Origin of the sequence: Streptococcus sp. HMSC034B03 (assembly GCF_001838575.1) — a bacterium.
In the GTDB taxonomy this organism is placed as follows: domain Bacteria; phylum Bacillota; class Bacilli; order Lactobacillales; family Streptococcaceae; genus Streptococcus; species Streptococcus anginosus.
Genome location: NZ_KV837626.1, coordinates 45,709 through 58,246, shown reverse-complemented (window position 1 = coordinate 58,246; position 12,538 = coordinate 45,709). Strand labels below are relative to the sequence as shown.

Sequence of the window (12,538 nt, the reverse complement as noted above, 5' to 3'; positions counted from 1 at the left end):
TTTTCTCCTTTTATTTTTTAATAAGTCCAAATGATTTGACCGAAATATGGAATACCTCTTTCTGCGCCTATAATATGTAAATCTCCGCCAACATTTAATTGAGCTGTTCGGTCTTTGTTTCTATCCAAACTCCAAGCTTGGACAGGGAACATTTTGTTGCTAGGCACGTATTCCTTTGGTATATCTACTAAATGATAAGTACCATCACGGTCAAATTGTAAGTTAAAATCGACCAACACAAGACTGCCTTGTACTTTCCAACGCACTTTGTTGTTGACTTCGGATTGTTTCCAGTCTGTGTAATTGTCTGATTTTAGATAAAGTTCAGCATTATGACAAGTTATGTATAACGCGTCTTTCCCATCTTCCTTTTTGCCAAAATACATAAGGGATGAGCCGCCTCGAACAAAAGGATGAATCCCGTTCATTTGCATATATTTAAGAGAGTGTCCAGCTTCAAGATTTGCAAAAAACAATTCACCGTTTTTAAAATATGAAACAGGTGTGATTGTTGGCGTCTTATCCTCTTTATTTTCCCGGCCAATCTTGCCATTTGAATAAATACCGCTGCTATTTATCAGTACAGTTGCATCATAGTTATACTCTCCCGGAACTGTCCCCCAAGTATCATGACTTGGAGAATTCCTGAAACGAGTGGTAAATTCAATTTCTCCCGCTGTAATTTTCCCTAAATCTGAAGCGAGCGCACTCAATTCTTTAACATTTAGTTTATCCGCTGTAATCGCACCATTTACAATCATGTCTGCTTTAACCCTAAGCAACTTAGCGATGATTTCCACCCATTCAGGATTTTGCGAAATCATGCTGGCCAGCGTCTGACCATTTACTACTTTTTCAGAACTAGAGACCAAACCATTCTCGTCGATTTTGAGTTGGTTCTTCTTGACGGTATTATTGCTTAGCTCCTGCACAGATTGTGTAATCTGGTTCGCTCGCTGGTCAAATGTAGTCTGTGAGACCTTGCTATCAACCTCTTGCTTAACCGCCGCAAGCTGTCCATCTACCGTTTGCTTGTACTCAGCAAGTTTGGTGTCTGCGTAGCTCTGGCCGTTCGCAGGAGATGGCTGGTATGGCCGTTTTATCGTGCCCTCGTAAACATCAATCTCGCTGATCCAGACGGTTGCGCTGCGACCATTGCTAGATCCCATATTATCAAACCGCAAGGCGAACCCATCAAAATCACTGCTATTAAACTGGACCGTGATGCGCTCAGCTTGGGTTGGTGATAAGGTCTTAGTATATGTATACAGGGTCTTCTTCCAAGTGTGGTCTGTGTTGGATAGTAGACCAACCAGCGCCCGAAAGCCTGATACATTGTTTGACGCAAATGCAGTAAACGATAATGTATAGTCTGTATTCCGCTTCAGCACGTTGTACTGATTTTGTTGCATATGTGCAACAGTTGCTTCGGTTGTGTCTAAGACAAACATTGCAGCCGTGCCGTTTTTAAAATACGGGTGCTTGCGGTCTGCTGTAAGCTTGCCATTTGCAAGCCAATCTTTGAGACCTAACTCTGTAGCGCCGTTTGAGACAAGATTAGGTCCGCCCGAATTCAGCTCCTCAAACCTACGAGTCAGCCCTCGCACGTCCTCTGTGTGCTGTGCCTTGGCCACGTAGCCAGCCTCGATAACCTTGCGCTCGGCTGTCAGCTGACGTGCTGTCTCCTCGCGAGAGTAAGTGCGCAGAGCCTCGGTCCGTGCTCCGTCTGCGCTGACGTAGGTCTGCACAGCCGTCAGGTCAGTCCGCAACCCCTGAGCCGTACGCTCGAAGGTCGCCTTTGCCTCGGTGATTTGGCCTTCCGTGTCTTCAGGAGCAGGCGACCAACTCGTAAACACTGACCCGCTCTCAACTTTTGCGAGTCTCCATTGGAGCGACCCACTAGCGATAAAATCAGTTCTAAACATCCAATTCCAATAGGCGTTTTTCAGATGATTTTCGGTAATTTTAAAGGAGTGTTCAAATGTGATTTCTCCGCTTCCGTTAAGGGTTTTGGCAGGACTACCATTATAAGCTCCAGTTGTCCAGCCGGTTACATTTCCGTTGCCTTGTAACCAAACGGTAGCAGTCTTGCCGGCCGCTGGTCGTACATCAGTGTACTTGAGTATGATCTTAGACCTCAATGTGTCGCCGACTCGCAAGCCGTCGGTCAAAACCTTGTAGAGCGGAGACCAAATATTCGGATTCCCTGAAAAGTTTGTAAAAGGGGCAGACCATTCTTTGCTTGTTCCCAAGGCAAGATTTCGACCACCGGCCGAAAGACTAGCCAATTCCTCACGTATTCCTTCGGCTGTTTGCTTGACCTCGGTCTTGCTGGCTTTATCGCCAAGTTGCCCAGTAATACGAGCGAGGTTTTGCTCATTGGATTGTTCATAGGTCGTCTGTTGCGTGCGGATAGCACCAACGTCTTGCTTGACTTGGTCGATTTTAGCGGAACTTTCTGATTTCTCCCTGAGTAAATCCGCTTTAACATCATCTAAACCTTGTCTAGCTTGATTCATTTCTTGTTTAAGCTGACTTAATTCTTTTGAATCTGCAGGATCTCCTTTATCACCTTTCGGAACGACAATAGACTTGTTATCACTAAATGTGACTTTCACTCCGTCGGATTGCCGTTCTGTCTTTGTAATTGTGATAGATTTTCCGGGGTCGCCTTTCGCACCATCATTGACATTGCTAAAAGTGACTTGCTCTCTGGCAACCTCTTTTCCATCAATCAAGGCAATAGCTGTCAACACTAACTTGCTAGACATGCCAGCCGCCTTAACTTCAAAAGTTGGAGACGTGCCAAATACTTGATTATCAACTAACCATTTCCACGTACACTCAACTGGCTTCTGCCCTCTCTTTAAGCTCGGATAGATTGTTGATTGTCCTTGATTGTTATTAAAGACAATCCCATTGTTGGTCGCAAGCTTAATCGTGTAGGGTGTTGCTTCGAGTGTCAGTTGCTCCACTCTTTGCAACAGTTCGTTGGCAATCTGGCTCGACTTGCGAACATAGTTTGAGAGACTGGTTTTGACATCGCTTGTCTCTAGTAGAGCTTCTGTCTGTTCGCTAATGCGTGCTTGTACGTAAAGCGGAGGGTCAAAGTGCCGTCCGTCAATCAGTGTCTTTCTGTCACCGATGTTACCGTCAACCGCGCCTTCCACTTCATAATCTACTTTTAATTCACAGTGCTTTTTGAGTTCAGACAGCATATAACCAAACAATGCTTCTTTGCTTGTGTGTTCCGTTTCGCTATCTTCGTTGATAATATACCCGTCATTTGTTTTTCGAGCGATTGATGGATATTTATCTCTCGCTTGCGGTGCATAAATGGTATTGCTATTATTGTAAAAAAGCAGATTGCCTTTATCGTCATAGATTTTTTTATCTAGCCCAGCCATCGTCAGACCGTCTTTGCCAGTTCTGCGAATCGCTGTATAAAAATCATCCATGTTATCAGAATAATTGATAACCTTTAGCTTTTCCCCCACTCGGACTGGCATTCCTGTCTTATCTTTCCCAAGATTTCCCTCACGGTAGATATTAACCACATGACGTTTGAGTGAGTAGTCATCGTTTAGCTCTGTAACAAATTCCAGCTCTGCGCCAAAGCTATTAGCAACCGAATAGAGCCGCGCTAGAATTGTGTCTGTTCCGCTCCACTCTAACTTAATGGACTTGTCGGCTACTTCATTGATTCCAATCTCAAATGAGTGTTCAGGGTCATAGCAATCGATGTATTGCTTAATACTCATGGCATTGGCTGGTTTGTGCGGGCCACGCTTTTCTTTGTTCGCTTCCAAACTCAATGAGTAGGCTGTTAGCTCAATCTTATAGCCTGTTTTCTTGACACTGTTAATATTCAGCCAAAATTCCTTGTCCTTAAACCGAAAAGCTAGCTTTTGTCCGCTTTGAGCAACCATCTTTTTGGAGTGATAAGTCAGCACAAGGACACTACAAGCACCCTTTAAAAACTGAGTTAGGTTGGCAGAATTATATTTGATTCCGCTTTTATTATCAAAAAAACCGACATTGTGACTGTCGGTTGTATCACGGATGGCAATCCGTACATTTATTTTACTCAAATCCATGCCTCCTCAATTTCTGCTTGTGCACTTTCTACTTCCGCAAAGCTCGACACAAGCAACTGTACTTTTGTTTTGCCGGGCGGCACTTTAAAGTAATCTGTTCCCAAAATTTCATCATCGGGCGCTAACAAGTTATTGACATACAAGCGTCCCTTTTCTTCTGGGTTTACGTCTCCTGTTGCGTCAATAAAGAGTTCTGCCCCCGTTGGATAACGATTGGGGACATCGCGCCAAAACGGCACGTTCAATTTATAAAAGGAGAAGTCATTCAAGTAATGGTGCGTAACTAACTGATTGATAGTTGAGTTGCCCCCTTTATATTGCCCCACAAAAAACTGCACTTTGGCAGCCTGCTTATCCTTAATCCTTGATTCGAAGAAAGAATGATATCCGCCATACCAAAAGTAGGTGACTTTATCCCCTTGTTTGCGTAAGTCAAACATGTTTCGGTTTTGGTCTTTACCCTCTAAGCTATATGGGTTATCCTTTACCCAAAGGGTCGGCGAGAACTCGATAGATTTGACAACCCGACTACCGCCAGCACCATCACCCACGAGAAAAAGAACGAGTGCCTTATTTCGTGCTCGTTCACTTTTTTCAATGGCCATACCAGCGATAAACTTATTCTCACTATCTACTACCGACAAGCACCAAGCCCCTGTCTGACTGACTAAGCCAGTTTCGAACCAAGCGCGAGCCCAGATGTACCAGTCTTTCGCCTGATCAGATAATTCCAATTCTTTAACCGCTCCAAAATACGCCCCATTGACCGTATTTGTAAAGTTAGCTGGTAAAACTCCCAAACGTCCACCTAAGTTGGAATCAGCAGACATTTTTGTAACCACCCTCTTATTTTGATTTTCGTGAAAAATAGAGCCGTCTGTCCAGTTGTTAAAGTCCCCTTTGCCGTTTGCGGCCAAGAGGACATTTTTCTTCTCTTCCACCAAATCCGTTTCTTCAATTTTTCCAAACTGCATAGCACCATATTGACTAACAATGCCAACATAACCCGATTCATGTTTGAGTTTGATTCGGTAATTGACCGATATTTCTGCACTACCATTATTTATAATTTCAGCCTCTAGCACACCTTGCGCGTTCTTCTTAAACTCAAAATGCTTCGGATTCTTAGCGTGTGCTAGACCGTCTGAAATAATGAATGTAATAGCGCCTTTTCCGTTATTGCGTACAAGCGCTTCAAAACTCATTGTACCAGTTGGAATAGCATAAAACACCTTCTCGGGCGCTCTGCTAAATTTCAACTCTTTCGGTTCTTCGGTATTGAGCGCTTTCTGCAATTCGTCGTATTCCTCAAAGGTCCCTGTTTTATTATAAAACGGGAGAGAGATTTTTTTGGCCCCTTTTCTGGTAAATAAAAATCCTGAACCGTCCGAGGTTGAATAATCACCAAATTGCGGGTCAAAATCTGCACCATCAAAAAGTGTGAAACCTTTTGCAATGGTAATATATTTTGTTAATTCAATTCCACCATAAAATACTTTCTCCAAAAACTACCACCCCTTCCCGTCTACTGCTCTTAAAATTGCTTCACGTTTTGCTTGTTCTTCTGCTAAAGGTTGAGCGTATAGTCTAGCAACCTCTTGCCTATCGGCTTGCACAGCCACCAGCGTTGGTCTTTTAGTCATTTCTTTGATAGTGTCCAGCGCATGACCTAGCAGGTCATCGCTTTCTCTATCTTTAAAGTATTGAATCAATTCCAAAATCATGTTTTTTAATTCTGAATTATTACTACTGCTAATTTCAATGCGTTGTTCAGATGATAACCTACTCATTCGGCTTGTTAATTGAGCGATATTTGTATCTTCAAATCCTATCCCTTTCGCATACCGAGGGAATAACCTCTTTGTTTTATTAGCAGGCAAGACTTTAGACCCACGAGGTAGAGGCAAAAGCACATCGCGTCCTTCTGGGATGAAAGCTTCACCAGAAGGTAAAGTAACCAACTCTCGATACAGCGGCCCTTTTTGGTCGTTAACCATTGCAAGACCGCCGGGGTGAAAGTTCGTACCTTTAGCGTGGTTGATATGACGCGTGAATACGTTGATTGTTTTATCTGCCAAAGTACTTAGCATGCCTCTGATACTACCAATAACCCCCGAAGCGTTATCAACAGCGTTGATATGAACAGTCTTACCGTGCACGCTATTGATGTTACTTTGGGCAGAACCAGTCGGGCCACCCGTTAAATCTTTTGCATTAACAAAGGCGGGCGCTAATTGCTTGACGCTGTTAATCTTTGATTGAGCCGACGAGGTCGGTCCGATTGTCTGGTCGCTGGCATGGACTTGTGCGGGCGCTAATTGTTTTACACCATCTATCAACGCTTGTGCTGCACTCGTAGCGACCTGCGTATTATTTTTAGCCTCTAAACTGGTGAGTTTATGTTCAGGGATTATTCCCAATGTACTTAAAGCCAAATTTACTGCTTCCGTAGTATTGTTAGTTGCAACTAATTTCTTTTGCTCTGGTGTTAAAGAATTCCATCTTTCAAGCGTATCCTTTGCGACGGTTGCCTTTGTTGAAAAATCAGTATCGTCAGCAAGTAGCTTTTTCACTTTTTCAGGAATACTATTCCAAATTTCGAGTTGCTCCTTGGATTCATAGATGGCTTTCAAGCCTTTGGCATTTTGGAATAACAGTTCCTTTTCTTTCGGAGTTGTGCTATCCCATTTACCTTGAGCGATTAAAGCGTCGGCCACTTGAGCTCTAGCATTGGATTTGATATTAGCGTTTTTTAATACAAACTCCATGTTCTTCCAGCCATCTTTTGCGGTGAGCGCTTTTGCAATTTCTTCCGACGCGTTGGTCTTGACTTCCCCTGTTTTAGGGTCTAAAACAAGTGCATTCCATTGGTCAGTCGCATTTTTTGCATCTTGTGACATTTTAGCTGTGTAATTACCAATCATAGCCGCGGCTGTTGATTGTTTACCTGCAGAAGCTGTAGCCTTGTTCGCCAAATCTTCAAAGCTCAATCCATATTCACTTAAGATTTTCTTGGCTTCTTCGGTATATTTAACTAAGCCTCCAGATTTAGCTTGGTGCATTTGAGCAACTTTTGCTAAAGCTTCACCAAATTTGCTCATAGTCGCTTTATGTTGCGCTTCTAGAGTAGCCATTTTGGTATTGTATTCTTCGCGATCAACAACGCCGCCATCTAACAACTTCTTAAGGTCAGCTTTTTGTTTCTTGTAAAGCGTTTGCTCTTCTGTCATAGCCTGTTTTAAATTTGCGAATCGGTCTTCTAATTGACCTTTCGTCATATTTGCCACATCGCCATTGAAAGTTCTCAGAATCGCTTTTTCTTTTTCTTTGCCTAACCCCAATACGCGTACTCTTGCTTCAGCTAATTGCCTTACGTTCGATTCCACGATTTGTTTCTCGGTATCAGTCAACTGTTTTACATTGCCATTATGACGGGAGTAAATTTCTGAAATTTGTTGCGTCATCGTTTCGGCGTTTTTTACAATTTGTTCATTGTTCTTTTTAGCTTTTTCAATTTTATCTGGAGAGATACCGTATTTTTGAGCTACTTTCTCTAACTCTTTATTGTAACTTTCTGCACCTTGCTTGATTTCATCAAGCATGCTAGTGACGGCTTTTTTTACATTTTCAGTAGACTTAGTCGCTCCTGTTTCAAAATTCGTCATCGAATTTTTGGCTTCATACATTTTGGTATTAAAGGCTTCTAGTTGACTTGTTACATCTCCGGATAATTTTGTACCAAATTTTTCCGCTTTTGTCCTAGCACTGTCTTGTGCATTAGCAAGCAGAATCAATCCGCCTACCAAGCCTGCAGTTCCTAAAGCCAACCCTAAGGGAGAAGCGATTGCAGATAATCCACCTAACGCTCCGCTTAAAGTCTTTGTGCCAGCTGTCACACTAGTGGTCGCACTCCCTAGTTCAGTTATACTGGTTTTTGCAGTTAACAAGTTCTGTAGCTCACGTGCCACCCAGCCAAGACCTTTTGATGCAAGCCCGGCTCCTTTTGAAAGGGAACCTAACACATTCGCCCCTTTACCGAGAATAGATATAGCGGGTCCTGCAGCAGCAACAATCAATCCCCACTTAATAATGTTTTGTTGTTGCTCTTTGTCTAAAGAATTAAAATTCTCCGCCATTTTAGAAAGCATTTGCAAATAAGGTTCGCCGGCTTTTACTCCGTTTCTGATTGCGTCTAAAAGAGGGCCGCCGAATTTAATGGCAGTCTCCACTAACTCGTTTCTCAAAATCTTTAGTTTAGACGCAGTTGTTTCGTATCGCTTGTTTGCTTCGTTTGTTAAAGCTGTGTTTTCATTAAAAGCCTTATTACCACGAGCTACAGCATTTTTGAACAAATCTTGAGCATTAGCAGCACGTAAGAGGGAGTCTCTTAGCCGAACTTCTTTTATGCCCATTTCGTTCAGCATTTCAATAGCAGAGCTACCGTGTTTTTCTGCATCTCCTAGCCCTTGTAAGAATTTTTGGATCGCTCCAATTGCGTCTTTTTCGAAAGCTTGTTTAAATTCTTGCGCAGACATGCCAGCAATTTTTCCGAAGTTTTCTAAGTCACGAGATGACTTTATAATGCCGTTCATTTCGTTGGTTGTCATGCCGATAGAATCTGCTAGGTTTTTAAAGCCTTTAGAATTATTAGAAGACATTAGCTCTAACTCGCGTCTTGTCATGCCTGTTTTAGCACTCAATTGTTCCATTTGAGCTAAACCTGTTTTAGCAGCAACTTGCATTTTCACCATGATTTTTGAAACTGCAGAGCCTCCCATTTCGGCTTCTACCCCTACAGACGAGAGGGCAGTCGCAAGACCTAAAATATCACCGTGCGTCAATCCAATTTGAGTTCCAGCTCCGGCTAAACGCAAAGCCATCTCCGTTATTTCGGATTCTGTTGTAGCAAAGTTGTTACCCAAATCAACAATGGCAGAACCAAGATTGCTAAATTGATTTTGCGGGAGTTTAGTTATGTTTGCCAGTCGTGCGAGAGAAGTTGCAGCTTGTTCAGCAGACATATTCGTAGATTCGCCCATATCAATCATAGTCTTTGTAAAGCTAACGACATTTTCGGTCTTAATACCTAATTGCCCGGCAGCTTCTGCTACTGCTGCAATTTGTTGGTGACTAGCTGGCAGTTTAGTAGCCAATCCGCGGAGCCCGTTTTCCAAGTCTTGGTAAGAATAGATCACTCTACCATTTGAATCAACTACTTCTTCATTTGTCTTTTTGACTCCAGCAAAAGCACTTTCCCAAGAGATGGCAGCTTTTATAACTGCTCCTGCTCCAGCTGCTATAGGGACTGTTACGCCACGAGTGAGTGCAGAGCCTACACCACCCAAAGAACGACTAACGCTTTGCATTTTGTTCCCAAAGTCTATTGCAGCATTTCCAAATTGATTGAAAACACTTAACTCACGCCCTAAGGCGTTGTACTTTCCTTGCAATTCAACAACTCGTGCCGCCGTCGCAGTCATTTCAGAGCGTGCACCTAGTAACGCTCCTTTTTGGGCTTCTGTCGCATTGTTGACATCGCCGATTTCTGCTTTTAATTGATTGTATTTATCACTTTGTCTAGCTAATAATTTTTGATAATTCGTCAAAGACTGCCCGGTTTGGTCATAGAGCAGTCTCATTTTATTTAACTTATCCCCTTTTGTTTTAAAACTATTCTCAACGCTTCTCAAAGAATTATCCAGTCCTTTTAAGTAAGTTTTCAAATTCTTTGTATTTGTCATAAAAGGCGCTATATCAAGAGTTGCTGTTGCAACTAAATCCCCGATGTTACTTGCCATTCAATTTCCTTTCTAACCAAAAAGAAACGGAAAGGCTTTATCAAGTGTAGTTTCTATAACTTCTTCTTTTCTTTCTGGCTTTTGTTTTTCTAACGCTTCTACCATTAATTCAAAATCTGATAGTTGCATTTTTTTGATGTCCAGAATTGTATAGCCGCTGTTTAATAAAGACTGAATCCACAATAGCAAATTCTCTTTCGCTTCTTCTGGAGTTATTGTTCCTTTTTTTCTTCACCTTCGGTCTCTTCGTCCGATTCTTCTTTCTTTCCACCAAGCGCTTCTAAATAGAGCTCGTTCAACTCGTCTAAAATTGACATGTCGGCTTGTTTCAAATCTTCTACGGTGAACTGTTTTTGATACATATCAACAAACATTTGTAGATAAGCTTCATTGACTTTGCGATGCTTAGCTGGATTAAAAATATCTTTTTCCCCACTGTAAAGAGCTTGTTGACGTACTTGGTGTTCAATTGCCAGCAAATTATCTTCGACGCTAATAAAGTCTTTTTTAAATTCTTTTTCGACTCCGCCTTTTTTCAGTTTAATTTCAAACATTTACTACTCCTTTTTATAAAACAAAAGGCTAGGAAAACCTAGCCCAACAATTTATTACGCAGTCGGAAATACCATTTTCTTGAATTCTGCAAAATCAAATTCCGTATTATCTTCACGGCCAATATACAAGATGTCCCCTGTTTCGTCGTCTCCACGAGCCACGAAGTTCCCTTTGGTTGTGTCCGGAGTTGGATCTGGCGCACCTTCTTTTGTCTTCATGTCCATGCCAGGTACAGTGAATTTGCCTTTTAGCAGGCCTACCCAAATAGATTTTCCATCTTCTGTACGAGTACGGAACATGCATGCAATGTCATTTGGTGTCAAATTCTTATTATATTTTTCAACACCTTTTACAGTTTCGATTCCGTAAAAATCTTTACGAGCGGCTGAATTCAAGTCTAATACTTCGATTTCAAGAGTGGTTTCTGTGATACCGCCTGACAAAACTGCATAAGGGCCGTCGTCTGCCATAATAGTCTGCAGTTCGTTAGTGATTTCTAACTTTGCTGATTTCATCCCCGGTAACTTTTTAGTTGCAGGGACTTTGTCTTCGTTATTTACAATGCCGTATTCAAAGGCACTTAAACCAAATTTTACTTTACTCATTTGTTTTTTTACTCACTTTCTTTTTTCCAATCAAAAAAACGATATTTTCTTATATTAGTTAATAAGTCAATATCGTTATCTTTATAGCGTGGCTTCTCGTTTGCTGTATACCATTCGAAGCCATTCCGTTCTAATATTTCATCCATCTTGTGCGCAACTTCTTCCGATTGAGCTCCTGTTCGACACCAAAAGTTGATAGTAACTCTATATTCAGTTGCGCAATTGTCATCATCCGCATAAATAACAGGAACTTCATAATTTGGATTTATTCTAACAAAAGGAGCTAGACTCGGTTTAATGATGTCAACTGGGTTTTCGGGTATAGCATAAGTAAAAATACCCTGCTTATATCCATTTCCGAATTCTCCTCCCCGAATTGTATCCAGAAGTTTATTTAATTCTTTATCACCGCTAAGCAATTTGTAAACCGTTGCTTCAATTGTCATAAATTCAATCCCTCTCTTATTTTTTTAGCGTAGATTTCTTTTGCGACAGGCGTCATTTGGTTGATAGTCTTTTCTTTGAAGTCTTGTGGAGCCTGATAAATTGTCCCGGCGTCCGGAAAGTGCGCACGCCATCCAGCTTGACGACCATAACCAATGTCCTTTGAGATAATCCCGTGACTTGCACCTTTAAAGCCACTTACCGCAGTATCTCCTTCCAACACCCCGCTATCTTCAGGGGTGTTCGTCGAGAGCTGCTTTCGAAACTCTTCTGCCGCTTCCGTTACCGCAGCTTTCGCTACTGTCGGGACACGTACTTGCAGTCTGGTTAGGTTGCCTAAAATTTCATCTAATCCTTTTGTCATGATACACGCTCTCCCTTTATCATGATGATATCTTTAGAAGCATAATCAACCTCGATCTCCGTGATTTTATATTCAAAATCATTAAAATTGATATACATAGAATTATCAAAAGGAAGTTTTGGCATGTAACGAATCAAAAACACTTTTATATCTTTGAAAGATTCGAGAGGTTTTTGTCCGTTTTGCGCCAATTCTCCAACATAAGTCTTTCCGCCTGCTTTAAAGTCCTTCACAGAAGTTCGTTGTACTTCTGCCCAACAGGTCAACACATCAACTTTCAACGAATCAATAACTTCCCCGTCTTCGTTTTGCCCGCCTGTTTTTTTGAATATAGTAATGCGCGTATTCATTTTGCGAGTAATCACTGACTATCACCTCGCAATCGCAGTTGATGGATGATATTTAAAACACCGTTAGCCAGCGGATACCGTTCAGTATCTGCTGACAGTCCGCGATGTTCATATTCTTCTTTGACTTGTTTCATAACAGCCAAATCAAATCTTGCGTCCCCTTTGAAACTTTCAGAGGTACTATTTTTTTCTATAGCAAAGCAAATCTCTTCTATAACCGATTCAATCATTGATTCCAGAAGTGAATCTTCAAAATCGTAATCGATTTTACAATAGAGTTTCACCTTATCTAAGTATTCTTTAGAAACTGCCATAGACACCTCCT

Annotated in this window: 9 protein-coding genes; all 9 read right to left on the bottom strand. The window is 41.7% G+C overall.

Translation table 11 applies throughout. The annotated features are described in order from the left end of the window. Positions 1 to 17 precede the first annotated feature (17 nt). The 9 genes from HMPREF2634_RS02330 to HMPREF2634_RS02290 all read right to left on the bottom strand — a co-directional run bounded on the left by HMPREF2634_RS02330 (position 18) and on the right by HMPREF2634_RS02290 (position 12,527). Positions 18 to 4,091 carry a carbohydrate binding domain-containing protein gene (locus HMPREF2634_RS02330; protein WP_180363039.1) on the bottom strand — a complete coding sequence of 1,358 codons (4,074 nt, stop codon included), beginning with the start codon at positions 4,089 to 4,091 and terminating at the stop codon, positions 18 to 20. Then, positions 4,088 to 5,602, bottom strand: a complete 1,515-nt coding sequence (locus tag HMPREF2634_RS02325; RefSeq protein ID WP_070836227.1) for a distal tail protein Dit — start codon at positions 5,600 to 5,602, stop codon at positions 4,088 to 4,090. The genes HMPREF2634_RS02330 and HMPREF2634_RS02325 overlap by 4 nt, the downstream gene beginning before the upstream one ends. 3 nt (positions 5,603 to 5,605) lie before the next feature. Further along, entirely contained in the window at positions 5,606 to 9,895 is a 4,290-nt protein-coding gene (locus tag HMPREF2634_RS02320; protein ID WP_070836225.1) for a phage tail tape measure protein, read from the bottom strand. Between the two features lie 212 nt (positions 9,896 to 10,107). After that, a complete protein-coding gene (gpG, locus tag HMPREF2634_RS02315; RefSeq protein ID WP_070836223.1) occupies positions 10,108 to 10,449 on the bottom strand; it encodes a phage tail assembly chaperone G in 342 nt (113 codons plus the stop codon). A gap of 54 nt (positions 10,450 to 10,503) precedes the next feature. Further along, a complete protein-coding gene (locus tag HMPREF2634_RS02310; RefSeq protein WP_070836220.1) occupies positions 10,504 to 11,055 on the bottom strand; it encodes a major tail protein in 552 nt (183 codons plus the stop codon). 8 nt (positions 11,056 to 11,063) lie between these two features. After that, the gene (locus tag HMPREF2634_RS02305) at positions 11,064 to 11,501 is read right to left on the bottom strand and encodes a hypothetical protein (RefSeq protein ID WP_070836218.1); all 438 of its coding nucleotides are present in this window, start codon (positions 11,499 to 11,501) and stop codon (positions 11,064 to 11,066) included. Beyond that, positions 11,498 to 11,863 carry an HK97-gp10 family putative phage morphogenesis protein gene (locus HMPREF2634_RS02300; protein ID WP_070836216.1) on the bottom strand — a complete coding sequence of 122 codons (366 nt, stop codon included), beginning with the start codon at positions 11,861 to 11,863 and terminating at the stop codon, positions 11,498 to 11,500. The genes HMPREF2634_RS02305 and HMPREF2634_RS02300 overlap by 4 nt, the downstream gene beginning before the upstream one ends. Next, positions 11,860 to 12,228, bottom strand: a complete 369-nt coding sequence (locus tag HMPREF2634_RS02295; protein ID WP_070836214.1) for a head-tail adaptor protein — start codon at positions 12,226 to 12,228, stop codon at positions 11,860 to 11,862. The genes HMPREF2634_RS02300 and HMPREF2634_RS02295 overlap by 4 nt, the downstream gene beginning before the upstream one ends. Further along, positions 12,225 to 12,527 carry a head-tail connector protein gene (locus HMPREF2634_RS02290; protein WP_070836212.1) on the bottom strand — a complete coding sequence of 101 codons (303 nt, stop codon included), beginning with the start codon at positions 12,525 to 12,527 and terminating at the stop codon, positions 12,225 to 12,227. The genes HMPREF2634_RS02295 and HMPREF2634_RS02290 overlap by 4 nt, the downstream gene beginning before the upstream one ends. Positions 12,528 to 12,538: the final 11 nt, after the last annotated feature.

What these genes read in the sequence shown, in the direction of transcription:
- HMPREF2634_RS02320 (WP_070836225.1), bottom strand. Translation starts at nt 9,895, where the DNA reads ATGGCAAGTAACATCGGGGATTTAGTTGCAACAGCAACTCTTGATATA.
- gpG (WP_070836223.1), bottom strand. Translation starts at nt 10,449, where the DNA reads ATGTTTGAAATTAAACTGAAAAAAGGCGGAGTCGAAAAAGAATTTAAA.
- HMPREF2634_RS02310 (WP_070836220.1), bottom strand. Translation starts at nt 11,055, where the DNA reads ATGAGTAAAGTAAAATTTGGTTTAAGTGCCTTTGAATACGGCATTGTA.
- HMPREF2634_RS02305 (WP_070836218.1), bottom strand. Translation starts at nt 11,501, where the DNA reads ATGACAATTGAAGCAACGGTTTACAAATTGCTTAGCGGTGATAAAGAA.
- HMPREF2634_RS02300 (WP_070836216.1), bottom strand. Translation starts at nt 11,863, where the DNA reads ATGACAAAAGGATTAGATGAAATTTTAGGCAACCTAACCAGACTGCAA.
- HMPREF2634_RS02290 (WP_070836212.1), bottom strand. Translation starts at nt 12,527, where the DNA reads ATGGCAGTTTCTAAAGAATACTTAGATAAGGTGAAACTCTATTGTAAA.